A 25,244-nucleotide genomic window follows, 5' to 3' on the forward strand; every position below is an offset into this window, starting at 1 on the left:
GATCCTGATGTCTGAGCTTAATCTTGATGCGCTCAATGCGTTGCCGAAAGCCGCGCAGTCCGACGCGCTGGCTGAAGTGAATAAGCAGCTTGAGTCATTGTCCGCGCAGGAAAGGGTGGCGTGGGCGCTGGAACATCTGCCGGGGGAATATGTGCTGTCTTCCAGCTTCGGGATTCAGGCGGCGGTATCGCTGCATTTGGTCACGCAGTTTCGGCCTGATCTCCCGGTTATCCTTACGGATACCGGTTATCTTTTTCCTGAAACCTACCAGTTTATTGATACGCTGACGGATCAACTGAAGTTGAATCTGAAGGTGTATCGTGCCGCTCAGTCACCGGCGTGGCAGGAGGCGCGTTACGGAAAACTGTGGGAGCAGGGCGTTGATGGTATTGAACGCTATAACCAGATGAACAAGGTTGAACCGATGAATCACGCGCTGAGCGAACTTAAGGCCCGAACCTGGTTCGCGGGATTACGGCGCGAACAATCCGGCAGCCGCGGGCATCTGCCGGTACTGGCGGTGCAGCGCGGGGTATTCAAACTCCTGCCGATTATCGACTGGGACAACCGTCAGGTTTATCAATACCTGAAGCAAAACGGCCTGAGCTATCATCCGTTATGGGAACAGGGCTATCTCTCGGTGGGCGACACGCACACCACCCGCAAGTGGGAACCGGGAATGAGCGAGGAAGAAACGCGCTTTTTCGGCCTTAAACGCGAGTGCGGCTTGCATGAGGGGTAACGCGTTAATGCTGCAAACGTCGTCGCAGCGTTAATGAAGGCTTCTCATTGAACAATTTCTGATAATCGCTGGAAAACTGCCCCAGATGCCAGAATCCCCATTGCATTGCCGCATCCTGTACGGTGTGGTGCTGCGATCGGGGACTGATGAGTTCGCGACGTACCGCGTTGAGACGGATAATTTTAAGCCATGCGTTAGGCCCAATTCCCAATATATTCTGGAAGGCGTTTTGCAATGTCCGCCGACTGACATGCAATTGTCGGCACAACTCAAGCACGGTCACCGGTTCGGATGTCTGGCTCAACACGTACTCACGCGCAAAAGCGATCAGTTTTCTCTGATGCTTGCCTTGCGTTTGGTCGGCGGAGGGCTGTACGTTTTCCAGAAACGAAATCAGCGTGGTCAGCAGATTATGCTGGAGCACTTTCTCCGCATTCTTCTGTTTCATCCACCCAGGAGAGTGGCAGCTATGCCAGAGCGCCTGACGAATAAACGCGCACAGCGTGGCTTTTTTGTCAGGTTCAACCATCAGCGCGGTTCCCTGATTTAAGCGTTGGAGCATCCATTCCGGGTCATTTAACGCGCCAATATACTGGTAAAGCACATCCTGCGAGATCACCACTCCCAGAATGGAAAAATCATCGGGCGTGGTTAATTCAAACTCCTTGCCGCCGGGACTGACGGCAATGGAGTGTTGGTCCAGCCGCTGTGAGCCAATAAATCCCCGATTTTCCAGCGTGGACGGAATGCCAAACCAGAATGATCCCGGCCACACCATGCAGGACTGACGTAACGCGAGATTGGTATATTCGTGACAGAGTTGAACGCCGTCTAACAGCAACTCCTGAAGCTCCCCACGGAAATGACCGGGCGAAACCTGATCGTAAAGTTGTTGCCAGGCGGTAATTGAGCAGGATTGCGCGTAAACGTCCTGAGTCGAGGACTGGTGGATGTTTTGAGCTTTGCCCAGGGAGGACGCCATTTTTTCCTGAGAAAAAACCAAAGCATCAAGATGGTGCAGATGGGTAAGGTTGCCTGTTCTCATGTGCGCTTACCTCCAGGAAAACAATATGATGCTACTAAACGCCCCTTATCTATGCAGGCTGTGGTATCGAACTGGTACGGATACGTTATCCTCGGTTGCCGCTGTCGATAGACAGCGGCAACATGGTTTTTTATTGATGACTACACAATACGAAACATATCCACCATTACGCAACGACGGATGCGCACAAATGTGCGCGCCGACGTCACGCCTTCTCCGGTTGGCGTCGAAATAGTCATGGAAGTACAGCCTTCGCCGCCTAACCCCAACCCCGCGATACAGGAACCATTCTTGACAAAAATGCTGGTATTGATCGCGTTGGCCATTTTGTGCAGGTTATTGATATTGGATGAATGCATGGCGGCGGTGTGACGGCAACCGCCTTCCAGCCGCACGGCCAGTTCAATCGCTTCCTCTACGTTGCTTACGCGTACAACCGGGAGCACCGGCATCATCATTTCCGTGACGGCAAAGGGATGTTGGGCATCAGTCTCCGCCAGCAGCAGGCGTGTTTGCTCGCCGACATCCAGGCCGATCGCCGCCGCGATTTTTGCCGCATCGCGTCCGACCCAGTCACGGCTGACGCGTCCTTTTCCGTTCTCATCAATATCGCTAAGCACTACGGGCAGTAACTGTTTTACCTGCGCTTCATTCAATAACACGGCCTGATTTTTCTGCATTTCCGCCAGCAACGCATCGGCAACGCTATCGACGACGATTACCACTTTTTCATCAACGCAAATGATGTTGTTGTCAAACGATGCGCCACGAACAATTGCCTGCGCAGCACGGTGGATATCAGCGGTTTCGTCCACGACAACCGGGGGATTGCCTGCTCCGGCGGCAATAAGCCGTTTGTCGGTATGTTTGCGCGCCGCCTCCACAACCGCTTCACCGCCCGTCACGACCAGCAGGTTGACGCCGGGATGACGGAACAAACGCTGTGCGGTTTCAATATTGGGATCCTTCACGGTGACCAGCAGGTTTTCCGGTCCGCCTACCGCGACGATGGCTTTGTTCAACAGGCTGATGGTGTACAGCGACACTTTTTTCGCCGAAGGATGGGGCGCAAAAACGATACTGTTGCCTGCGGCAATCATACTGATAGCGTTATTGATAACGGTCGCCGCAGGATTGGTCGACGGCGTAACCGAGGCAACGACGCCCCAGGGCGCGTTTTCAATCAGCGTCAGGCCATTGTCGCCGGTGATGACTTCCGCCGACAGGCTTTCTGTGCCCGGCGTGCTGCGCGCCTGAGAGACATTTTTGGCATATTTATCGACCACGCGTCCCATGCCGGTTTCCTCTACCGCCATTTCTGCCAGCACCTGAGCATACCGCTCGCCGGCCTGACGGATGGCAGCGATCACGTTTTGACGCAAAACCACGTTATCCAGACGTTTTTGTGCCTGAGTCGCTGCATTAACGGCATCATCAAGCGATTCAAATACGCCGTATTGTGCATCAAACTCAACAAACGGGTATGTCGGGGCGCTTAGCTCTTGGGTTGACTGTTTCATATGCGCAATCCTCTATTTATATCAGTGAGATAAACTCAAACAGCTTAATAGTAAGCGAAGGTGAATACGGCAATCCGACTATCAATGCGGGATACGGCGAATCCATCCTGTATTCGAACGTAGCGCGAACAGATCACGTGCGCACATCATCTGTCTTGCAACTTGTCCATTGCCCGGTTGGGCCGTATGCATGTTGCAATGAATCAATGAAAGGAAATATCAAAAATCGGCAAACGCTTCACAACTTTGATGCGTGTCATAAACTCATTTTCTATTTTGTGAGCGCATCCGGTTATTGAATAGATGACAGCAGCCCGCTTTTTGGTGTTGTTATTCCATTACGGAACTTGTCATTCCAATTCGGCATTTCATAAGTGTGCTGACCGCACCGTATAGTCGCTTTATCCATTTTTTTGTTTAGTTAAGGCGATTGTGAACTATCTCCCTTTATTCGCTGACCTTCGGGGCCGCCCTGTGTTGGTGGTCGGCGGCGGTGATATCGCCTCACGTAAAATAGGACTGTTGCAACGAGCCGGCGCCGAGGTAAAAGTTGTCGCGCAGTCGCTGGCGGATGAATTGGTCGCACAGTTTGAGTCAGGCAAGATTCAATGGCTGGCCAGGCATTTTACGCCGACGTTGTTGTCCGACGTGTTTCTGGTGATTGCCGCCACCGATGACGCCGCGTTGAATGCGGCGGTATTCGAGGCCGCCAATCAGCGCCATCTGCTGGTCAATGTGGTGGATGATCAGCCCAAATGTTCTTTTATTTTTCCTTCTATCATCGATCGTTCTCCGCTGGTGGTGGCGATTTCCTCTGGCGGTCAAGCGCCGGTGCTGGCGCGCCTGTTGCGTGAAAAACTGGAAGCGCTGTTGCCCGCCAGTCTGGGAACCCTGGCCGCGCTCGCGGGGAGTTGGCGCGAGCGCATCAAATCCCGACTCCATTCGGTGAGCGCGCGCCGTCGTTTCTGGGAGCGGCTGTTCATGGGGCGCTTTGCCTCGCTGGTCGGCGCCGGACAACTGGCGCAGGCTGAAGACGAACTGCAACAGCAGTTGCAGCTTGAGCAGCATGCGCAGCAACAGCCTGCGGCGACCCGTGGTGAGGTGGTGCTGGTGGGCGCGGGCCCCGGTGATGCCGGACTGCTGACGCTGCGTGGTTTGCAAGTTATTCAGCAGGCGGATGTCGTGCTATATGATCATCTGGTCAGCGGCGAGGTGCTGGAACTGGTGCGCCGTGATGCCGAACGTATTTGCGTGGGGAAACGGGCGAGCGCGCATTCGTTGCCGCAGGATGAGATTAACCAACTGCTGGTGACGCTGGCGCAGCAAGGCAAGCGGGTGGTGAGGTTGAAAGGCGGCGATCCGTTTACGTTTGGGCGCGGCGGCGAAGAACTGCAAGCGGTGGCGCAGGCGGGCATTGCCTTTCAGGTGGTGCCCGGCGTGACGGCGGCGGCGGGGGCGACGGCATATGCTGGTATCCCGTTGACGCATCGGGATTATGCCCAAAGCGTGATGTTTATCACCGGCCATTGTCGGCCTGATGGCGATGCGCTGGATTGGTCAACGCTGGCGCGTGGACGCCAGACTCTGGCGATTTATATGGGAACGGTGAAGGCGGCGGAAATCAGTCAACAACTGATTGCCCATGGTCGTTCGGCGCAAACGCCCGTCGCCGTAATAGGCCGCGGCACCCGACACGATCAGCGGGTGCTCACCGGCACGCTGCGACAGTTGGAACAATTGGCCCGGCAGACGCCGACACCGGCCTTGTTGGTGATAGGCGAAGTCGTGAATTTGCATCATCAGATCGCCTGGTTTGGACAGCAAACGCTGGCGGCGCGGCAAGACAGCCGTCCGGCGGTAGTGAATTTGGCTTAAGGAATGGTTATGGACGAGAAACGACTCACTCATTTACAGCAACTCGAAGCTGAGAGCATCCACATCATTCGTGAGGTGGCGGCGGAGTTCAGCAACCCGGTGATGATGTATTCCATCGGCAAAGATTCCTCAGTCATGCTGCATCTGGCGCGTAAAGCGTTTTATCCGGGATCGCTGCCGTTCCCACTGCTGCATGTGGATACCGGCTGGAAATTCCGTGAAATGTACGCGTTCCGCGACCGGACAGCCAAAGCCTATGGTTGCGAGTTGTTGGTGCATCGTAATCCGCAGGGCGAGGCGCTCGGCATTAACCCGTTTATCCACGGCAGCGCCAAGCATACCGATATCATGAAAACCGAGGGATTGAAGCAGGCGCTGGATAAATATGGTTTCGATGCCGCATTCGGCGGCGCCCGGCGTGATGAAGAGAAATCCCGCGCTAAAGAACGGATTTATTCCTTCCGCGATCGTTTTCATCGCTGGGACCCGAAAAGCCAGCGCCCCGAACTGTGGCATAACTACAACGGCCAAATCAACAAGGGCGAAAGCATTCGCGTTTTCCCGTTGTCCAACTGGACCGAACTGGATATCTGGCAATACATCTATCTGGAAAATATCGACATTGTGCCGCTTTATCTGGCGGCGATGCGCCCGGTGCTGGAACGTGACGGCATGCTGCTGATGGTGGATGACGATCGTATCGATCTGCAACCGGGCGAAGTGATTAAACAACGGATGGTGCGTTTCCGCACCCTGGGGTGCTGGCCGTTGACCGGCGCGGTGGAATCCAACGCGCAAACGCTGCCGGAGATCATTGAAGAGATGCTGATTTCCACCACCAGTGAGCGTCAGGGACGAATGATCGACCGCGATCAGGCCGGTTCGATGGAATTGAAAAAGCGTCAAGGGTATTTCTGAGGAGCCGTTGCATGAACTCGTTTGTGGAAAAAGATGCAGAGATAAAAGAGAGCGCAATCGCGAAACAGATCGCCGAGCAAGGCGGTGTAGAAGCCTATCTGCACGCGCAACAAGATAAAACCCTGTTGCGTTTTCTGACCTGCGGCAGCGTCGACGATGGTAAAAGCACCCTCATTGGCCGTTTGCTGCACGATACCCGTCAGATTTATGAAGATCAGTTAACCACGTTGCACAGCGACAGCAAGCGTCTGGGAACGCAGGGTGAGAAGCTGGATCTGGCGTTGCTGGTGGATGGCCTTCAGGCTGAGCGTGAGCAGGGCATCACTATTGATGTGGCGTACCGTTACTTCTCCACGGAAAAGCGTAAATTCATTATTGCCGATACGCCGGGGCATGAGCAGTACACCCGCAATATGGCGACCGGAGCATCGACCTGTGAACTGGCGATCCTGCTGATCGATGCGCGTAAAGGCGTGCTGGATCAGACCCGCCGTCACAGTTTTATCGCCACCTTGTTGGGCATTCGTCATCTGGTGGTGGCGGTGAATAAAATGGATCTGGTGGATTACCAGCAAACGGTATTCGAACAGTTTAAACAGGATTATCTGGATTTCGCCCAGCAACTCCCGGCTGACCTGAATATTACCTTTGTGCCGATTTCCGCGCTGGATGGCGACAACGTCGCGACGCCAGCCGGCACCATGAGTTGGTATAGTGGGCCAACACTGCTGGATGTGCTGGAAACCGTGAATGTGGCGCAGCGTAGTCTGACGCTGCCGATGCGTTTCCCGGTTCAGTACGTGAACCGGCCTAATCTGGATTTCCGGGGCTATGCGGGAACGCTGGCATCAGGTGTCGTCCGTGTCGGTCAGCGGATAAAAGCGCTGCCTTCCGGTATCGAATCGACCATTAGCCGGATCGTGACTTTTGATGGCGATCGGCAACAAGCGCAGGCGGGCGAAGCCATTACCCTGGTGCTGGCCGACGAAATTGATATCAGCCGCGGCGATCTGCTGGTGGACGGCGGCGAAACCCTGAGTACGGTGCGCAATGCCCTGGTGGATGTAGTGTGGATGGCGGAACAGCCGCTGGTGCCGGGACAAAGCTACGATATCAAGATTAGCGGTAAGAAAACGCGCGCCAGAGTTGAGAACATTCAGTATCAGGTGGAGATCAACTCGCTGACGCAGCGCGTCGCGGAGAATCTGCCGCTGAATGGGATCGGGCTGGTTGAACTGGCGTTTGATGAGTCGATGGTACTGGACAATTATCAGCAAAACCATGTTACCGGCGGCATGATATTTATCGATCGTCTGACGAATGTCACCGTCGGCGCGGGGCTGGTAAGAGAGCCGGTTGAACAGGTTTATCAGGAGCCCGGCGCCTATAGCGCATTTGAACTGGAACTGAATGCGCTGGTTCGTCGTCATTTCCCACATTGGGGCGCCCGTGATTTGCTGGGGGGGAAATAACGTGTCCTCAGGTCATCCAGCTTCTGCCGACGAGAATATCGTCTGGCACTCGCATGCCGTATCGCGTCAGGCGCGCGAGCGATTGCACGGACATCGGGGCGTCGTGCTCTGGTTTACCGGGCTTTCCGGTTCCGGTAAATCCACGCTGGCGGGCGCATTGGAGCAGGCGTTGCATCAGCAAGGGGTAAGCACTTACCTGTTGGATGGCGATAACGTCCGGCATGGATTATGTGGTGATTTGGGATTCAGCGATGATGATCGGCGGGAGAATATCCGCCGTGTCGGTGAAGTCGCCAAACTGATGGTAGACGCCGGGTTGGTGGTACTGACCGCGTTTATTTCTCCTCATCGCGCCGAGCGTCAAATAGTGCGGGATTTGCTGGATGAAGGGCAGTTTATCGAAGTGTTCGTCGATACGCCGTTGGCGGTTTGCGAAGCACGTGATCCCAAAGGGTTGTACAAGAAAGCGCGCGCGGGCGAACTGCGTAATTTCACTGGGATCGATGCGGTTTATGAAGCGCCGCAAACACCTGATATTCATCTGAATGGCGAACAATTAGTAACAAATTTGACGGGGCGATTGTTAGATCTGTTGCGTGGTCGAGCTATTATCAAACTCTGATGTTCACGCCAATATCGCGTTTTGCCGCGTGGTGCGTGAGAGTTGCAGGAGAGTAAAAGATAATGCCAAATGCCAGTCAGCTGACCATAAGCAAAACCAAATCGCTTCGTGACGACGAAGAGTATGTCACGCATCCTTTTATGGGGGCGGTGGCTGGTTTCTCTTTCTACTGGCTGGCCTTTACGCTTCCTTTTCTGGTATACGGTTCCAATGCCACGTTTTTCTTTATGCTTTACACTTGGCCTTTTTTTCTGGCTCTGATGCCGTTATCTATCCTGATGGGCGTGGGATTCAGTTATGCGCTGGATGGCAGCGCATTCTATACGCTGTTTGCCACAGGATTGTCAGTGGTATGCCTGTTCTGGCTGCTTTTCTCTTTTCTCAGCGGTTGGTGAGTGATCAGCAATCCCTCCTTATTTCCCGATAAAACCAAAACTATTCATGCTGCCAACAGCCTATTAGAAACATACTGTTTGTAATGATGAATCATTTTGGTCATTTATCCTTCCCTGAATCAAATTTAATCTAAGATTTCTGTAATGCCTTAAGCAAAGAGGTTTCTTATGAAGATCGCTGTGATTGGGACAGGTAATATTGGTACGGCTTACGCTCGCGCATTGGCGGAGGCGAAATTTGACGTCGTAATCGGACATCGTGATCCGAGCAAGGCCGCGGTATTAGCTCAGGAGATCGGCTCTCAGACGGAAGGCGGCGGCATTGCGGCTGCGTTAAAACTCGCCGATATCGCAATTCTGGCGCTGCCGTATCCAGCCGTCACTGAGATTCTATCCGAAGCCGGCGACCTGGCCGGTAAAGTGCTGGTGGATGTGAGCAATCCGGTGAGCGCTGACTTCCAGGATCTGGTGGTAGGCTTGACGACATCCGCCGCCGAACAGATCCAGGCCGCCGCGCCGACTGCGCGCGTGGTCAAGGCGTTCAATACCATTTTCGCCGGTCTGGTTTCAGCCGAGGCGCGCGCAGGTAAATCGTTGCAGGTGTTTGTTGCGGGTGATGACGCCGCCGCCAACACGCAAGTGAGCGAACTGGCTGAGAAGCTGGGTTTCGTTGCGGTCAATGCGGGGCCGTTGCGCAACAGCCGCTTCCTTGAACCGGTCGGGATGATGAACATCCAATTCGGCTTCTTCCTCGGTGCCGGTCCAACCACCGCGCCATCGTGGGCGCATGCCTGAACCCGTATCAGGACGCGCTCGTGGGCGCGTTCGTCTTCTAGCAGGAAAACACCGACATGTTGACACGTTTGATGCTTGGACTGAGTCTTGTTCTGGCCACGTCCACCGCGCTTGCCGAACCAGCGCTTAAAGTACTCGGCAAGGATTACACTTTCCCCAATCGTCTCGAAGGATTGCCGGGCAAGCTTTCCGATTTTCCAGGGCTTGAAATCAATCGCTTTACCACCAGCGACGGCGTGGAACTGGCTTATTGGGAAGCCGGTCAGGGCAAGCCGCTGATATTTATTCCAGGTTGGTCGGCTAACGGCGCCGAATACGTCAACTTATTGTACTTACTGAGCCGCAACTATCATGTCTATGTGATCGACCCGCGCAATCAGGGGTTATCGCAACGTGTTGAACACGGCGGACGCATCGCACGTTTCGCCATGGATTTAAAAGAGTTCGGCGATCACCTCGGTTTGAAAAAGGCTGACTACGCCGGTTGGTCGATGGGGGCCGCGGTGTTATGGAGCTACATTGATCTGTTCGGCACCGACAGCATCAACAAAGCCGTTTTCGTCGATGAACCGATCTCGATCTACTCGCATGATGACTGGAGCGAGCAGGAGCGTCTCGATGCTGGCGGCACCACCACCTCGCCTGAACGTATGGTCGCCGGTTTTACGCAGGGAGCGCCGCTCAACAAGCTGATCACCGATCTGCTGCCGGTACAACGCTCCACGCTCAAGGATTCGCCTTACTACGTGAACTCCTCCTCCTTCGCCAGTACTTTCGTCAAGAATGATCCGCAAGCATTGGGTCGGGTGCTGTTCGATCACATCACCAATGACTGGCGTGACGTCATCAGGCATAAGATCGACATCCCGGTGGCGATTTTCTCCGGCGAGGAAAGCAACAACCTGCCGAGCCAGCGGTGGATGCAAAAAACCATCCCAGGATCGAAACTTTTCGTCTATTCAAAAGCGGAGCAGGGCGATCACTTCCTGATGTTCAAGAATCCATTCAAATTTGTCGCCGATCTCCGCGCCTTTCTGGACGGAGCATCTAAGGAGACGAAAATGCATGATGACAGCGCTGCTCAGAAACGCGCCGCCAGCCAGACTCGTTCTGCGTCATCCGTATCGCTACGTACGGATGTCATCGACTCTTATCGCCTCTCCGGGGTAACGCTGCGCCCGTCGACTTATCAGGGCAGCGCGGCATTCGAACTGCGTATGCCGTCCTCGGCTTATCAGGATCCAGCCCGCGAGCAACTCAGCGACCGGGACTTCATGGCGTGGTTGCCGGCCGATTTTCAGGACGGCACAATTGAGGTGGATGTCGCAAGCGACCTAGCCCCGGACGCGCCCGCCTATGCCAGAGGCTTTATTGGGCTGACCTTCCGTATTGACGAGAAAGGTCGATTTGAAAGTATTTACCTGCGCCCAACGAACAGCACTGTCGATGACCCGGTGCGGCGCCAGCGTAGCGTCCAGTATGTCGCCTACCCTGATTTCCGCTTCAGTCGCCTGCGTGAAGAGGCGCCTGGCAAGTATGAAACCTACGCCGACATCGCGCTTGGCCGATGGATCCATATGAAGTTGGTCGTAAAGGGAAGCGAAGCTCGTTTGTATCTGGATAAGCAAGCGGAGCCGGTACTGGTGGTGAATGATCTGAAATTTGGCGCGGCACAGAAGGGCGGCGTCGGCGTCTGGCTGGAGTCCGGCACTATCGGTCACTTCCGCAACCTGAAGGTGACGCCAGCGGAGATAAAATAATACGTAAAGGCGTTCACGGAGATCAATCCGTGAACGCGGTGGATCGTTCAACGCCCTTTAATTCACAACCGCCGTCAAAATCCGCTATCCATTAACTGGCGCTATACGCCGCAGATTTTCCCGTCAAGACAAAGGAGCCAATCCATGAAACATAGACTATCCACCAGCCTTGCCGTCGCAATTGCCGCGTTGTCCTGTCAGGCCTATGCCCTGGAGCGTCCTGCAAAGACCTATGTTGACGTCACCACAACACATGTTCCTGTCGGCCCTGATATGCACGCCGTCGATGCGACCATGATCGACGTCGATAAGGATGGGGATCTGGATGTGGTCGTTGCGGTCGAGCGCGGCCCCAACGCGCTGTATGTCAATGACGGCAAGGGACAGCTTACGTGGAAGCCTGGTGTATTCGACAGCACACCCCGTGATAATGAGCATGTAAGAGCGGCGGATTTCAACGGCGACGGTCATATGGATCTTATCTTTGTCGCTGAGGACGATGAAGTGCATGCGTTGTATTTCGGCGATGGCAAAGGCGGGTTCTCGGACATGAGCGATCGCCTGCCGCGCGGTAGCCAAGGTAATGCCGTCGCGGTGGGCGATGTTAACGGCGATGGGTTGCCGGACATTGTGGTCGGCAACACGCCGGAAGGCAAGTCTGAGCCTGCCCGCAACTTCCTGTGGCTTAACGATGCCAAGCGTCCGGGTCACTTTATTGATGTGACGGAAACGCACCTGCCTGCGACGGAAGATCACACTCAGGGCATCGTGTTGGCCGACATGAACGGCGACGGCCATTTGGATATGGTGATCGCCAACCAGTCGCCTCCGAACCGTCTGCTGTTCAATGACGGCACCGGACGGTTCACGGATGCGACTGAGCGGCTGGAACTTAAGGTGCCGCTGGAAACCAGGGAAGTCCATGTGTTCGATGCGAACCGCGATGGACAACCGGATATTCTGTTCTTCAACCTCACCAGCAACAATCAGGACTGGGAAAAAGATCCCCAGACACGTTTGCTTATCAACGACGGCAAGGGCCGTTTCCGGGATGAAACTGAGCGACTGCCGTCGCATCGCTTCTCAAGCTGGGGCGGCACCATCGTGGATTTCGATCAGGATGGCGCGCCCGACATTCTGGTGAGCGCTATTCAGGTGCCGGGATTCGTTCCTCTGCAAGTTCGCGGATGGCGCAATGACGGGCAGGGTAATTTCAAGGATGTAACCCTTTCCGTTGTGCCCGGCGAGACGGTGGGACGCAGTTGGAGCATGGCGCAAGGCGATCTTGACGGCGACGGGAAACCGGACATTTTTATCGGCGGCTGGCGCTCTCAGGCGCGTTTACTGCTGACGAACACCGCGATTCTGGAACCATCACGGCCAGCGCCCACGCCGATGGTGCTGTCGAAGGACTGATCTCTCTTTAATGACGCCGCGCCCGGTACTGTATGAGCGCTCACTCTCATGGTGAGGATGCTGCCTGAGGGAACTTCAAGACCAGCAATCCCAATGGCGAGAGATTAACCCATTGGTCGGCCTATGATGCGCGATCCCCGTCGATGACGGTGCTGGATGCCGTGACGAAAATGCAGCGCCGCTCTCCTCTGATAAATGCCGGTTTTATCCGGCATTCGTTGCCAACAGGGGACGCTTACCGCTTTTTCGAAGGTCAATATGCCTTGTTTTTCCGCCCGCTGAGCGCGAATCTTGCCATCTGCCGCCTGACAGTGTGGAGTCGGAGCAAAAGTTATGGGATGATTAGGCGGTTTTTCAGGGGGCGGGATGGGAAAGCTTACGCTGTTATTATTGATATTGCTCGGCTGGTTTCAGTATTCGCTGTGGCTGGGCAAAAATGGTATTCATGACTATGTGCGGGTAAAGGATGATGTTGTGGCCCAACAGGGCAACAATGCCAAACTGAAAGCCCGTAATGAACAACTGTTTGCAGAAATTGACGATCTGAACGGCGGACAGGAAGCGATTGAAGAGCGTGCGCGCAATGAACTGAGCATGATTAAGCCCGGTGAGAGCTTCTATCGTCTGGTGCCGGAGTCCAGCCATCGCTCTGCAACCGCCTCGTCCTCCTTACCTGACAACGTATCACGCTGACACATGCTAAAACAGAGCGTTTCCCAGCCAGAAATTATCGCGGTCCTGCCTGCTGCCGGTAATGGCAGCCGGATGCACAGCGATCGCCCCAAGCAGTACCTGACTATCGGCGATAAAACCATTCTTGAACATGCCGTGAACGCGCTGTTATCCCATCCCCGGATTCATCGCGCCATCATTGCTATTAGCCCTGATGATCTCTCGTTTCATTCATTGCCTATTGCCTGCGATCCGCGCGTCAGCGTGGTGATGGGCGGAAAACAGCGTGCCGATTCCGTATTGGCGGGACTACAGGATATCGCGGATACGGCGTGGGTATTGGTGCACGACGCTGCGCGACCGTGTTTGCATCAGGACGATCTGGAACGGTTGCTGAGTCTGGTCGGACGCAGTGACGTCGGCGGAATTCTTGCCGCGCCGGTGCGTGATACCATGAAACGCGGTTCAGGACAGGTTATCGCGCATACGGTTGAGCGCAACGATCTCTGGCATGCATTGACGCCGCAACTGTTTCCGTCCGCATTGCTGAAAACCTGTTTACGTCGAGCCTTAACCGACGGCGTGGCGGTTACCGATGAGGCCTCGGCGCTGGAATATTGTGGCTATCGCCCACAGATTATCAGCGGTCGGGCTGATAATATTAAAGTCACCCGCCCGGAAGATTTGGCATTGGCTGCGTTTTATTTAACGAATTTGCACCACAATCATCCGATTGGATAAACATAAATTGGATAAACACAATAAGGAGTGCACGCATGCGTATCGGTCATGGTTTTGATGTTCATAAATTCGGCGGAGAAGGTCCGCTGGTGATCGGTGGGGTGCGTATTCCTTATTCTCAGGGATTACTGGCGCATTCTGATGGCGATGTGGTGTTGCACGCGGTGACGGATGCCTTGTTGGGCGCGGCGGCGTTGGGCGACATCGGTAAATTGTTCCCGGATACTGACTTGGCATTTAAAGGCGCCGACAGCCGGGGATTATTGCGGGAAGCGTGGCGGCGAATTAATGAGAAGGGCTACCGTCTGGGAAACCTGGATGTCACGATTATTGCTCAAGCGCCGAAAATGGCGCCGCATATTCCGCAAATGCGCGTTAATCTGGCCGAAGATCTGCAATGCCATATGGATGACGTGAACGTTAAGGCTACCACCACAGAACAGTTGGGATTTACCGGTCGAGGCGAGGGGATTGCCTGCGAAGCCGTGGCGCTGCTGGTCAAAAATGAAGCGGGTGAAATTGTCGCATGGTGAGTTTTCTCAGATGATAACAATGGATAACAGCAATGCGCTAACCTGGCTGCATGGCGAGCCGCAGGCATCAGGAATACTGAAATCCCGCGTGGAAGATTTCAGCGTTATCGAAGATTTGGGATTTAAGCCTGATGGCGACGGCGAGCATATTCTGGTTCGTATTCGCAAGCGCGGTTGCAATACGCAGTTTGTGGCTGACGCGTTGGCGAAATTTTGTCGTCTGCCGCAACGCGCAGTGAGTTACGCCGGTTTGAAAGATCGTCATGCGGTTACCGAACAATGGTTTTGCCTGCACATTCCCGGTAAGACATCACCTGATGTGAGCGCATTCGAATTGCAAGGGTGCGAGGTGCTTGAATTTGCACGTCATCGCCGTAAATTGCGTATTGGCGCGCTGCAAGGTAATGATTTTTCGCTGGTGTTGCGCCAGATAAGCGATCGCGATGCGGTGGAATGCCGGTTACAGCAGATTACCGAACAGGGCGTGCCGAACTATTTTGGCAGCCAGCGATTCGGCAAAGGCGGGAATAATCTCGAACAGGCGCGGCTATGGGCGAATAATGACATTCGGGTAAAAGAGCGTAACAAACGCAGCTTTTATCTTTCCGCCAGCCGTAGCGCGTTGTTTAATCAGGTCGCCAGCGCCAGGCTTAGCCAACAGCAGGCGAAAACCGTGTTATCTGGCGATGCATTACAATTAACCGGCCGCGGAAGCTGGTTTGTCGCCAGACAGGATGAACTGGCGGATTTACAGGCAAGGGTTGATGCGGGCGAACTTCAGATCACCGCGCCATTGCCCGGCGACGGCGCGTTTGGTTCGCAGGAGGACGCGCTGGCCTTTGAGCAGCAGAGTCTGGGCGGGCAGGAAACGTTGTTGTCGTTATTGCGGCGTGAACGGGTTGAACCCGCTCGGCGCGCGATCCTGTTGTATCCGCAGCGTATGGGCTGGAACTGGCTGGATGACAGTGCGGTTGAACTGACATTCTGGTTGCCGGCTGGCAGTTTCGCGACCAGCGTGGTGCGTGAAATTATCAACTTGCAGCAGGACACGGATAGCATTGCCTGATGCATTGCGGTTTATTTTTCTTGATCGGGTATCTTTAACGATGATGATGGTAGCTGCAATTTTTACCCCACCTGGGGGAAAATGCGCATTGACGACGGGGTTAACCCAATCTGAGGTTAGCGGAGAATGGTAAACAAACGCATGCAAACGTTGCTGACGCAACTGCGTCAGTTAGGCATACAGGATGAGCGCCTGCTGAAAGCTATTGAAGCCGTCCCCAGAGAACGCTTTGTTGACGAGGCGTTTGAGCACAAAGCTTATGAAAATACCGCCTTGCCGATAGGCTCCGGTCAAACCATCTCTCAGCCTTATATGGTGGCGCGAATGACGGAGTTGCTGTGTCTGACGCCAGCCTCACGCGTATTGGAAATTGGCACGGGCTCCGGCTATCAAACGGCGATCCTGGCGCATCTGGTCAAACATGTTTGTTCTGTCGAGCGTATCAAAGGATTGCAGTGGCAGGCCAAGCGTCGGCTTAAACAACTTGATTTACACAATGTTTCCACTCGTCACGGCGACGGCTGGCAGGGCTGGGCTTCTCGCGGGCCTTTTGATGCCATCATCGTGACCGCCGCTCCGCCTGAGATCCCGAAAGCGTTGCTGGCCCAGTTGGATGAAGGCGGAGTAATGGTTTTGCCGGTTGGCGATCAATCGCAAACATTGCAGGTGGTGCAACGTCAGGCGGGGGAATTTATTATCCAGGCGGTTGAAGCAGTTCGGTTTGTTCCGCTAGTCAAAGGCGAATTAGCCTGATACCGTTGCGGTGATTTGGTATTGTTGTTAAGTGTTTAACATTTCAGTACAACGAGGTTTTTTAAAACTTGTTGATATTGCTGGTATTTTAATAGTTATAGGGGAGTGGGCGCATGGTAAGCCGAATGATGAATTTGCGTCAGATTGCTGCTTGTACGGTGATTATCTTAGGCGTGGCCGCGTGTTCCAACAATGACGGCAAATCCGCACCGATAAGTCGTGTTGACGGGAATGCGGGCAGCAGAGGCGGCATGTCGTCTACGCCTTCATCACGAATCGCATCCGGTGACCCAACGGTTGCCACGCGTGATGGCCGCATTGTTTATAACCGTAGCTATGACAATATCCCAAAAGGTAGTTATAGCGGCAATAGCTATACGGTTAAGCGGGGCGATACCCTGTTCTATATCGCCTGGATCACCGGTAACGATTATCGGGATCTGGCGCAGCGTAATAATATTCCAGAGCCCTACAGCCTGAATGTCGGTCAGACGCTGAGTATTGGCAATGGCGCTGTAGGAACGGCAGGTAGCGGTTCGACCGGTAGTGGTGGTATGCTGGCAGCGACGGATGCAACAACGGGGGGCGTCCCGGTGCCGCCGTCAAGTACTCAAATACAAACTACGCAGGTTGATTCTCAGTCAACTAACGCGTATTCTGGTAATTCGGGTAAACAGAATGTAGGTAAAATGTTACCTACGGCAGGAGCAACAGCCACCGCTCCTGTTACCGCACCAGCGGCTGTTGCCAGCAGCAATACAAGCAGTACCGCTGCTGTCGGCAGTTGGCGTTGGCCTACCTCAGGGAAAGTCATAGATAGTTTCTCCGCATCCGAAGGGGGAAATAAAGGGATTGATATCGCCGGCTCACGTGGGCAACCGATCATGGCTACCGCCAGTGGGCGTGTAGTTTATGCGGGCAACGCTTTGCGAGGTTACGGTAATCTGATAATCATCAAGCATAATGATGACTACCTGAGTGCTTACGCCCATAACGACACAATGCTGGTCCGGGAACAACAAGAGGTCACGGCGGGGCAACAAATCGCTACCATGGGTAGCACCGGAACCAGTTCAGTTCGTTTGCATTTTGAAATTCGTTACAAGGGGAAATCCGTAAACCCGCTGCGTTTCCTTCCGCAGCGATAAATCGGGCAGAATATTTCGGTATTCTGCCATGGGATCACGGGTAGGAGCCACTTATGAGCCAAAGCACGCTGAAAGTTAACGAGTTACAGGAAGATGCTGATTTCGAAGAGAATGGACTTGACGTTTTTGACGACAAGGCGCTGGCAGAGGAAGAAACCACTGATAATGATGCGGCTGACGACGAGTTATTATCACAAGGAGTCCCACAGCGAGTTTTAGACGCAACGCAACTCTATTTGGGAGAGATTGGTTATTCCCCACTTTTAACCGCAGAAGAAGAAGTCTATTTTGCCCGGCGCGCGTTACGCGGTGATGTTCCATCGCGCCGCCGGATGATCGAGAGTAACCTGCGACTGGTGGTGAAAATCGCCCGCCGCTATAACAATCGTGGTCTAGCGTTGCTGGACTTGATTGAAGAAGGGAATCTTGGTCTGATTCGAGCAGTCGAAAAATTCGATCCTGAAAGAGGATTTCGTTTTTCCACTTACGCCACATGGTGGATTCGGCAAACGATTGAACGGGCAATCATGAACCAAACCCGTACCATTCGTTTACCTATCCATATTGTCAAAGAACTGAATGTTTACCTGCGTACTGCACGCGAACTTTCTCATAAACTGGATCATGAGCCGAGCGCGGAAGAAATTGCCGAACAGCTTGATAAGCCAGTTGATGACGTTAATCGTATGCTGCGTCTGAATGAGCGTATTACGTCCGTTGATACACCGCTGGGTGGCGATTCGGAAAAAGCGCTGTTGGACATTCTGGCCGATGAAAAAGACAACGGACCTGAAGATACCACTCAAGATAACGATATGAAGCAGAATATCGTGAAGTGGTTGTTTGAACTAAACGCCAAACAGCGTGAAGTCCTGGCTCGTCGTTTTGGTTTGTTAGGTTATGAAGCTGCGACGTTGGAAGATGTTGGCCGGGAAATCGGTTTAACTCGTGAACGCGTTCGACAGATTCAGGTTGAAGGCTTGCGTCGTCTGCGTGAAATTTTGCAGGTGCAAGGCCTTAACATTGAAGAATTGTTCCGTGAATAATATCGGTTCGACACGGTATTTGTCAGAGTAAAAACGGTGGGGCAACCCACCGTTTTTTTGCGTCTATCCTTCCCCTGTGGGAGAGAAGGGATATTGGAGTAAAGATTAGCGAACAATGTTTGCCAGCAGAAAGTTAATGATCTCGCTGGTTTTAATCATCTGCTTTTCACCGTCGCGGCGGTTTTTATATTCAATCTCTTCGTTATCCAGATTGCGATCGCCAATGACGATAGTGTGCGGTACGCCAATCAGTTCCATATCGGCGAACATCACGCCCGGACGTTCTTTACGGTCGTCCAGCAGAACGTCAATACCGTTGGCGCGCAATTGCTGATAGATATCTTCAGCCACCTCTTTCACACGAAAAGATTTGTGCATGTTCATTGGCAGAATCGCCACATGGAACGGCGCGATGGCATCCGGCCAAATAATGCCGCGCTCATCATGATTTTGCTCAATCGCGGCAGCGACCACGCGAGTAACCCCGATGCCATAGCACCCCATAGTCAGGATCTGATTGCGTCCATCTTCTCCTTGCACGGTCGCTTTCAGCGCTTCAGAGTACTTGCTGCCCAATTGAAAAATATGACCGACTTCGATACCACGTTTGATTTGCAGCATGCCTTTGCCATCAGGACTGATATCGCCTTCCACCACTTTGCGAATATCCGCAACCATCGGCAGGGCTACGTCACGTTCCCAGTTGATGCCAAAATAGTGCTTACCATCGGTATTGGCCCCGGCGCCGAAATCGCTCATCGCCGCCACAGAACGGTCGACAACGGCTGGAATCGGTAAATTCACCGGTCCCAGCGAACCTGGCCCGGCGCCGACGATAGCGCGAATTTCTTCTTCCGTTGCGAACGTCAGCGGGCTGGCGACCAGGGCGATTTTCTCGGCCTTAACTTCATTCAGTTCATGATCGCCGCGTACCAGCAACGCAACCAATTTATGGCCGCTCTCTTCCGCCGCTTTCACCAACAGGGTTTTGACCGTTTTTTCAATCGGCAGTTTGAATTGTTCGACGAGTTCAGCGATGGTTTTGGCGTTTGGCGTATCCACCAGACGCATCTCTTCCGTTGCTTCCGCCCGACCTAACTGTGGCGCGACGGCCTCTGCAAGTTCAATGTTGGCGGCATAATCGGAACCGGTGGAAAATACCACATCGTCCTCGCCGCTAGCGGCCAGCACCTGGAATTCATGGGAGGCGTTGCCGCCGATGGAACCGGTATCGGCTTGAACGGCTCTGAAATCAAGATCCATTCGGCTGAAGATTTTGCTATACGCAGCATACATCGCATCGTAGGTCGCCTGTAGCGATTCCTGGGAGGTGTGGAAAGAGTAGGCGTCTTTCATCAGGAACTCACGGGAACGCATAACGCCGAAGCGCGGACGGACTTCATCGCGGAATTTGGTTTGAATCTGGAAAAAATTCAGCGGCAACTGCTTATATGAACTGATTTCATTACGAATCAAATCGGTAATGACTTCTTCATGCGTCGGGCCAAGAACAAAAGGACGTTCGCCGCGATCGACAAAACGAAGCAATTCAGGGCCATATTGCTCCCAGCGACCGCTTTCTACCCACAGATCGGCTGGCTGCACAACCGGCATGGAAACCTCAATCGCGCCAGCGTTATTCATTTCTTCACGCACGATGGTTTCAACTTTTCTCAAAACCCGTAAGCCGGTAGGCAACCAGGTATAAAGGCCGGAGGCCAGCTTGCGGATCATTCCGGCCCGGAGCATCAACTGATGGCTGATAACTTCCGCATCGGCAGGCGTCTCCTTGAGTGTGGAGAGCATATATTGACTAGTACGCATGGTGTTTGAGTTCCGTCAGAACAAGAAATAGCAACGTGCTGCCTAATGCAGCCGAAGGCTTAAAAAGTGGCTTAGTTTAACAGCGTGAACCGTTCGTCAAAAGAGAAGGGGAAGAAATTTATGTGGAATAGCCACCGCCTGTTTCAGTGCTTCTTTAATGCAAGTCGAGGGATAACACTTCGGTTTGCTGCCCGGATACCCGCCAGCGCACGTTAAATTCCAACAGTAAAACAGCATATTCCCGCCCGACATCCTCACCTTTTCGATAAGCAGGACGCGGATCCTGAGCCAGCACCTGACTGATAAAACGCTTTAAATGCGGATATTTATGCTGATTGTCAGCGATCTGTTGTTCTGCAAGCGGAGAGAAGATAACCGGCATAGCGGCTTGGGGCGCGAATTGCGCGAAACCAGCCAATGCATTGGGATAGCTTTCCGCAAAAGGAAGATAGGGCTTGATATCAACGATTGGCGTACCATCGACCAAATCGAGACTGCCTAATTCCAACGTGACGCGATCGCCTTGCGTATGAATGGCTTTCAGTTCCACCAACGACATGCCAATGGGGTTGGGGCGGAAAGGTGAGCGTGTCGCGAATACGCCAACGCGCGCATTGCCACCTAGTCTTGGCGGCCGAACCGTCGGACGCCAGCCACCCTCCATGGTTTGATGAAAAATGAACAACAGCCATATATGGCTAAAGTCTGCGAGTCCGCGCAGGCATTCCGCCTGATTATAAGGCGGTAATAACTGGAGTTCTCCTCCACCATCTTCAATCAGGCCCGGCTGCCGCGGTATAGCGAATTTTTCTTTATAAGGCGAGCGAATGACACCGATCTGATTGAAAACAAAACGATTCATTTATTTGAAACTTTCAGTGCCGTACCCTGGCAAACCGCCTGACGATAGCAACCGGCAACACTACTGATGATCTGACATTCATGCAATAAAACCGCATTGGCATCCATCCCTGTTGCACGGTTCTGCATTCTCCTGCGTGCATTAGCTATACTGGGGGGCGCATCCTGCGCGCTGACCTGACATGATGAACCGGATACTTCTCCCATATCACGGAATGGTTTGCCAACCAGTTCTTCAGCGCTTTGATATAAAACGGCAGGCGTGGGACGTGGCGCTGGTTTGGGCTTGGGCGCCGGCGCTGCTGTCGGTTCGTTGGCTGGTTGAGGAACAGGTTCCGTCGGCTTTTGCAACAGAGAGCAGCCTGTTAACGATATCGTTAACAGAATAAGAGGGACTACGCGCATAGAATTACCTCTACTTTTTGTTAAAGAGCGGATATTGAAGCAAGCTATCGCCCAAATAACAAGACGGGCCAGGGCCCGTCTTGAGGATATATTTAAATAAAACGGGTAACGCGTGTTTTACCAGCCTTTAACGGCGCCGCCATTAAAGATTTTATTCGCGGCTTCATTCACTTCATCTGACTGATAAGCTTGGACGAATTTTTTCACGTTTTCCGCATCTTTATTATCTTCGCGGGATACCAGCAGGTTGACATATGGAGAGTCTTTTTCTTCCACAAAGATACCATCTTTTGCCGGCGTCAGGTTAATCTGGCTGGCGTATGTGGTGTTGATGACAGCCAGCGCGATTTGTGCATCGTCCAGCGAACGTGGTAATTGCGGCGCTTCCAGTTCAACCAGTTTCAGGTTTTTCGGGTTTTCGGTGACGTCCAGAACAGTCGGCAGCAGGCCAACATTATCTTTCAGTTTAATCAAACCGACTTTTTGCAACAGTAGCAATGAACGGCCCAGATTGGTTGGATCGTTAGGCAGCGCAACCTGTGCGCCATTTGTTAACTCATCCAGAGAGGTGATTTTTTTGGAATAGCCGGCAATCGGGTAAACGAAGCTATTACCAACGGCAACCAATTTATAGCCACGATCTTTGATTTGCTGATCCAAATAAGGTTTATGCTGGAAAGCATTCAGATCGATATCGCCTTTGCTCAGTGCTTCGTTAGGCAGGACATAATCGTTGAAGGTCACTAATTCAACATCCAGACCATATTTGTCTTTTGCCACTTTTTGGGCAACTTCAGCAACCTGCTGTTCAGCGCCGACAATGACGCCAACTTTAATATGATTCGGATCCTTTTCTTCCTGACCACATCCCGCTAACGCCAGAGCACTGATCAATGCGCCGATGGTCGCGATGGATTTCAATTTTATAGCCATATCCTTCCCTCTAATTAAAAGTCTTCATGACATCTGCCCGGAATAGGCAAATGCGAATTTAACGATTACTTATGCGTGACAGCCTTTACTGCCCGATCCCCGCAAAATTGAATCAGATAAACCAGAACAACCAACAATATTAATACCGTATTCATGACCGTGGCGTTATAACCAATATAACCATACTGATAACCAATTTGACCTAAGCCCCCGGCACCGACAGCCCCCCCCATAGCAGAATAGCCTACCAGTGTAATAAGGGTGATGGTTGCGGCGTTAATCAGACCGGGTAAGGCTTCTGGTAATAAAACCTTTCTGATGATTTGCATCGGCGTTGCGCCCATAGCGCGCGCCGCTTCAATCAGTCCGGTCGGGATTTCCAGCAACGCGTTTTCGACCATGCGGGCAATAAACGGCGCCGCGCCGACGGTCAGCGGGACAATCGCGGCTTGTAGGCCGATAGACGTACCGACAATAATTCGGGTAAAAGGGATCATCCATACCAGTAAAATAATAAAAGGAATAGAGCGGAAGATGTTCACCAGCGCTGAAACTACGCGGTAAAGTTTGGGATTGGCGATAATCTGTCCTGGACGAGTGGTATACAACAAGACGCCTACCGGCAAACCAATGACGAAGCCAAAAAAACCGGAAACAAACGTCATTGCGACGGTTTCCCATACTCCGCGCGCCATTAACCATAACATTGCTTCAGACATAACCCAGAACCTCAATATTGACGTGACTTTCTTGCAGGAAAGCGATAGCCGCTCGCGTATCAGCTTCTTCACCATGCATTTCCGCCAGCATGATGCCGAATTTGACGCCGCCGGCATAATCCATCTGAGCGCTGATAATGTTGTTATTGATGTTAAAGCGTCGGGCGATTTCGGAAAGTAACGGCGCATCAACAGACTGGCCGGTAAACTCCATGCGCAATAGCGGTGTGGTACAGGCGCCGCGTTCCGGTGACAGACGAGAAAGATAATCGTCGGGAATATCGAGATGTAAGGTGGATTGAATAAATTTTTGCGCCAGCGGTGTTTTCGGGTGAGAGAAGACTTCGCTGACCGTGTCTTGCTCAATAAGCTGCCCGCCGCTGATTACCGCGACCTGATCGCAAATACGTTTTACGACATCCATTTCATGGGTGATCAACAGGATCGTCAGCCCCAGACGACGATTGATATCTTTAAGGAGTTCCAGTATCGAGCGGGTAGTGGCGGGGTCTAGCGCACTGGTCGCTTCGTCACACAGCAACACCTTGGGGTTGCTGGCCAGTGCGCGAGCAATGGCGACGCGTTGTTTTTGACCGCCGGAAAGATTTGCCGGATAAGCATCATGCTTATCCGTCAGCCCTACCAGGTCCAGTAATTCATTTACTCGCTGAGTAATCTGCGTTTTTGGGGTGTTATCCAATTCAAGAGGCAGAGCGATATTGCCGAATACCGTGCGTGAAGCAAGCAAATTGAAATGTTGGAAAATCATACCAATCTGACGGCGGGCGCGCGTTAACTGAGTATCTGAAAGCAATGTCAGATCCTGTCCGTCAACCAGCACTTTACCTTGTGTGGGACGTTCCAGCAGATTCACGCAACGAATAAGCGTGCTTTTACCCGCGCCGGATGCGCCAATAACGCCATAGATTTGTCCCGCCGGGACATGCAGGTTTACATCAGCAAGGGCGGTAATCGAGCGGCTATTCTGCTGAAAAACCTTGGTAATATTAGAAAGTTCAATCATATATTTTTATCGTGAGTGCCTATGGCTGGATAAACCAGATTCCGTAGAACCGGAATAGTAAGCGGATGTTAGGGCGTCTAGACGTCTAAGTCAATTGAGATTGAGGTTACCTGACATTCTCTCTGTCGGTAAAAACATGCGATACTAACGGGCAATTCACGCCATCGGGAGCTAAGTAAGTGGCACAAAGTGTTCCAGCAGTTTTTCTTGATCGTGATGGTACGATCAATATCGACCACGGCTATGTGCATGAGATCGATCAGTTTCAATTCATTGACGGCGTGATCGAAGCCATGCAAGAACTGAAGAAAATGGGGTTTGCGCTGGTCGTCGTCACCAATCAATCCGGTATTGCCCGTGGCAAGTTTACTGAAGATCAGTTTATGCAATTGACCGAATGGATGGATTGGTCTTTGGCTGATCGTGGTGTCGATCTGGATGGTATCTATTTTTGTCCGCATCATTCTCAAGCAGGTGAAGGGGAATATTGTCAGACGTGCGATTGTCGTAAACCTGAACCGGGCATGCTGCTCTCCGCGCAACGGCATCTGAATATTGATATGGCGGCTTCCTATATGGTCGGCGATAAAACAGAAGATATACAGGCGGGGATTGCTGCAGGTATTGGAACCAATGTCCTGGTTCGCACTGGAAAACCTATCACCGAACAAGGGGAAAGCTTGGCGGATGGGGTCATTGATAGCCTTGCCGACCTGCCTCAATGGATAAAAACGCGTAGTTAATAGACCAAGTGAATGAAAGTTGCGCAAACAGAAAAAAATTGAATATATTTGCTTGCGCTTCCTTATTCGCTCCCTATAATGCGCCTCCATCGACACGGCGCTGTGAACTAAATCACAACAAAGCGGCGAAAAAAGAAGAGATGCTGAAATAGGCATTGACTCTGAAAGAGGAAAGCGTAATATACGCCACCTCGCGTTAGTGGCTCAGGCCAGCAC

At 52.8% G+C, this 25,244-nt stretch carries 25 protein-coding genes; 17 read left to right on the plus strand and 8 right to left on the minus strand.

Translation table 11 applies throughout. The features are described 5' to 3' along the window. Positions 1-7 precede the first annotated feature (7 nt). Positions 8-742, plus strand: a complete 735-nt coding sequence (locus NC856_RS06725; RefSeq protein ID WP_264089649.1) for a phosphoadenylyl-sulfate reductase — start codon at positions 8-10, stop codon at positions 740-742. Between the two features lie 4 nt (positions 743-746). Here the strand turns inward: NC856_RS06725 and eutR are convergent, their stop codons facing one another. After that, the gene (eutR, locus tag NC856_RS06730; RefSeq protein ID WP_264089650.1) at positions 747-1,787 is read right to left on the minus strand and encodes an HTH-type transcriptional regulator EutR; all 1,041 of its coding nucleotides are present in this window, start codon (positions 1,785-1,787) and stop codon (positions 747-749) included. 140 nt (positions 1,788-1,927) lie between these two features. Next, positions 1,928-3,307, minus strand: coding sequence for an aldehyde dehydrogenase family protein (locus NC856_RS06735; protein WP_264089651.1), 1,380 nt, complete (start codon positions 3,305-3,307; stop codon positions 1,928-1,930). A gap of 432 nt (positions 3,308-3,739) precedes the next feature. Here NC856_RS06735 and cysG point away from each other — a divergent pair, with 432 nt between their 5' ends. From cysG to rpoS, 15 genes are all read left to right on the plus strand, one after another. Further along, entirely contained in the window at positions 3,740-5,182 is a 1,443-nt protein-coding gene (gene cysG / locus NC856_RS06740; protein WP_264089652.1) for a siroheme synthase CysG, read from the plus strand. 9 nt (positions 5,183-5,191) lie between these two features. Beyond that, a complete protein-coding gene (gene cysD / locus NC856_RS06745; protein WP_264089653.1) occupies positions 5,192-6,100 on the plus strand; it encodes a sulfate adenylyltransferase subunit CysD in 909 nt (302 codons plus the stop codon). 11 nt (positions 6,101-6,111) lie between these two features. Then, positions 6,112-7,572 carry a sulfate adenylyltransferase subunit CysN gene (cysN, locus tag NC856_RS06750; RefSeq protein ID WP_264089654.1) on the plus strand — a complete coding sequence of 487 codons (1,461 nt, stop codon included), beginning with the start codon at positions 6,112-6,114 and terminating at the stop codon, positions 7,570-7,572. Then, positions 7,511-8,194, plus strand: coding sequence for an adenylyl-sulfate kinase (gene cysC, locus NC856_RS06755; protein WP_264089655.1), 684 nt, complete (start codon positions 7,511-7,513; stop codon positions 8,192-8,194). The genes cysN and cysC overlap by 62 nt, the downstream gene beginning before the upstream one ends. Before the next feature lie 62 nt (positions 8,195-8,256). Continuing rightward, positions 8,257-8,589 carry a DUF3561 family protein gene (locus tag NC856_RS06760; RefSeq protein WP_264089656.1) on the plus strand — a complete coding sequence of 111 codons (333 nt, stop codon included), beginning with the start codon at positions 8,257-8,259 and terminating at the stop codon, positions 8,587-8,589. Between the two features lie 168 nt (positions 8,590-8,757). Next, complete coding sequence (locus tag NC856_RS06765) at positions 8,758-9,384, plus strand: NADPH-dependent F420 reductase (protein WP_264089657.1); 627 nt, start codon at positions 8,758-8,760, stop codon at positions 9,382-9,384. A 56-nt stretch (positions 9,385-9,440) separates the two neighbouring features. Continuing rightward, on the plus strand, positions 9,441-11,144 hold the full coding sequence (locus NC856_RS06770; RefSeq protein WP_264089658.1) for an alpha/beta fold hydrolase: 1,704 nt from the start codon (positions 9,441-9,443) through the stop codon (positions 11,142-11,144). A gap of 144 nt (positions 11,145-11,288) precedes the next feature. Continuing rightward, positions 11,289-12,560: an FG-GAP repeat domain-containing protein gene (locus NC856_RS06775; protein ID WP_264089659.1), complete on the plus strand. Its 1,272-nt coding sequence runs from the start codon at positions 11,289-11,291 to the stop codon at positions 12,558-12,560. 366 nt (positions 12,561-12,926) lie between these two features. Next, positions 12,927-13,253, plus strand: a complete 327-nt coding sequence (gene ftsB / locus NC856_RS06780) for a cell division protein FtsB (protein WP_264089660.1) — start codon at positions 12,927-12,929, stop codon at positions 13,251-13,253. A 3-nt stretch (positions 13,254-13,256) separates the two neighbouring features. Further along, positions 13,257-13,973: a 2-C-methyl-D-erythritol 4-phosphate cytidylyltransferase gene (gene ispD, locus NC856_RS06785; RefSeq protein WP_264089661.1), complete on the plus strand. Its 717-nt coding sequence runs from the start codon at positions 13,257-13,259 to the stop codon at positions 13,971-13,973. A 35-nt stretch (positions 13,974-14,008) separates the two neighbouring features. Further along, on the plus strand, positions 14,009-14,506 hold the full coding sequence (gene ispF, locus NC856_RS06790) for a 2-C-methyl-D-erythritol 2,4-cyclodiphosphate synthase (RefSeq protein ID WP_264089662.1): 498 nt from the start codon (positions 14,009-14,011) through the stop codon (positions 14,504-14,506). Between the two features lie 19 nt (positions 14,507-14,525). Further along, on the plus strand, positions 14,526-15,572 hold the full coding sequence (gene truD, locus NC856_RS06795; RefSeq protein WP_264089663.1) for a tRNA pseudouridine(13) synthase TruD: 1,047 nt from the start codon (positions 14,526-14,528) through the stop codon (positions 15,570-15,572). A gap of 126 nt (positions 15,573-15,698) precedes the next feature. Beyond that, positions 15,699-16,325 carry a protein-L-isoaspartate(D-aspartate) O-methyltransferase gene (locus NC856_RS06800; protein ID WP_113868140.1) on the plus strand — a complete coding sequence of 209 codons (627 nt, stop codon included), beginning with the start codon at positions 15,699-15,701 and terminating at the stop codon, positions 16,323-16,325. A gap of 125 nt (positions 16,326-16,450) precedes the next feature. Beyond that, the gene (gene nlpD / locus NC856_RS06805) at positions 16,451-17,473 is read left to right on the plus strand and encodes a murein hydrolase activator NlpD (protein ID WP_264089693.1); all 1,023 of its coding nucleotides are present in this window, start codon (positions 16,451-16,453) and stop codon (positions 17,471-17,473) included. A 53-nt stretch (positions 17,474-17,526) separates the two neighbouring features. Continuing rightward, positions 17,527-18,519, plus strand: a complete 993-nt coding sequence (gene rpoS / locus NC856_RS06810; protein WP_264089664.1) for an RNA polymerase sigma factor RpoS — start codon at positions 17,527-17,529, stop codon at positions 18,517-18,519. 105 nt (positions 18,520-18,624) lie between these two features. Here the strand turns inward: rpoS and proS are convergent, their stop codons facing one another. The 6 genes from proS to metN all read right to left on the minus strand — a co-directional run bounded on the left by proS (position 18,625) and on the right by metN (position 24,285). Then, positions 18,625-20,343, minus strand: a complete 1,719-nt coding sequence (gene proS, locus NC856_RS06815; RefSeq protein WP_264089665.1) for a proline--tRNA ligase — start codon at positions 20,341-20,343, stop codon at positions 18,625-18,627. 154 nt (positions 20,344-20,497) lie between these two features. Continuing rightward, complete coding sequence (gene tsaA, locus NC856_RS06820; RefSeq protein ID WP_264089666.1) at positions 20,498-21,205, minus strand: tRNA (N6-threonylcarbamoyladenosine(37)-N6)-methyltransferase TrmO; 708 nt, start codon at positions 21,203-21,205, stop codon at positions 20,498-20,500. Then, positions 21,202-21,609: an Rcs stress response system protein RcsF gene (rcsF, locus tag NC856_RS06825; RefSeq protein WP_264089667.1), complete on the minus strand. Its 408-nt coding sequence runs from the start codon at positions 21,607-21,609 to the stop codon at positions 21,202-21,204. Before rcsF ends, tsaA begins: the two co-directional genes overlap by 4 nt. Positions 21,610-21,726: 117 nt before the next feature. After that, complete coding sequence (locus NC856_RS06830) at positions 21,727-22,542, minus strand: MetQ/NlpA family lipoprotein (protein WP_264089668.1); 816 nt, start codon at positions 22,540-22,542, stop codon at positions 21,727-21,729. A gap of 65 nt (positions 22,543-22,607) precedes the next feature. Then, on the minus strand, positions 22,608-23,261 hold the full coding sequence (locus tag NC856_RS06835; RefSeq protein WP_264089669.1) for a methionine ABC transporter permease MetI: 654 nt from the start codon (positions 23,259-23,261) through the stop codon (positions 22,608-22,610). Beyond that, positions 23,254-24,285 (minus strand): methionine ABC transporter ATP-binding protein MetN, encoded by a 1,032-nt coding sequence (metN, locus tag NC856_RS06840; RefSeq protein ID WP_264089670.1) that lies wholly within the window; start codon positions 24,283-24,285, stop codon positions 23,254-23,256. The genes NC856_RS06835 and metN overlap by 8 nt, the downstream gene beginning before the upstream one ends. 179 nt (positions 24,286-24,464) lie before the next feature. Here metN and gmhB point away from each other — a divergent pair, with 179 nt between their 5' ends. Next, positions 24,465-25,028 (plus strand): D-glycero-beta-D-manno-heptose 1,7-bisphosphate 7-phosphatase, encoded by a 564-nt coding sequence (gmhB, locus tag NC856_RS06845; RefSeq protein WP_264089671.1) that lies wholly within the window; start codon positions 24,465-24,467, stop codon positions 25,026-25,028. Positions 25,029-25,244 lie beyond the last annotated feature (216 nt).

This window comes from Brenneria izbisi (assembly GCF_025840185.1).
Lineage (GTDB): Bacteria > Pseudomonadota > Gammaproteobacteria > Enterobacterales > Enterobacteriaceae > Brenneria > Brenneria izbisi.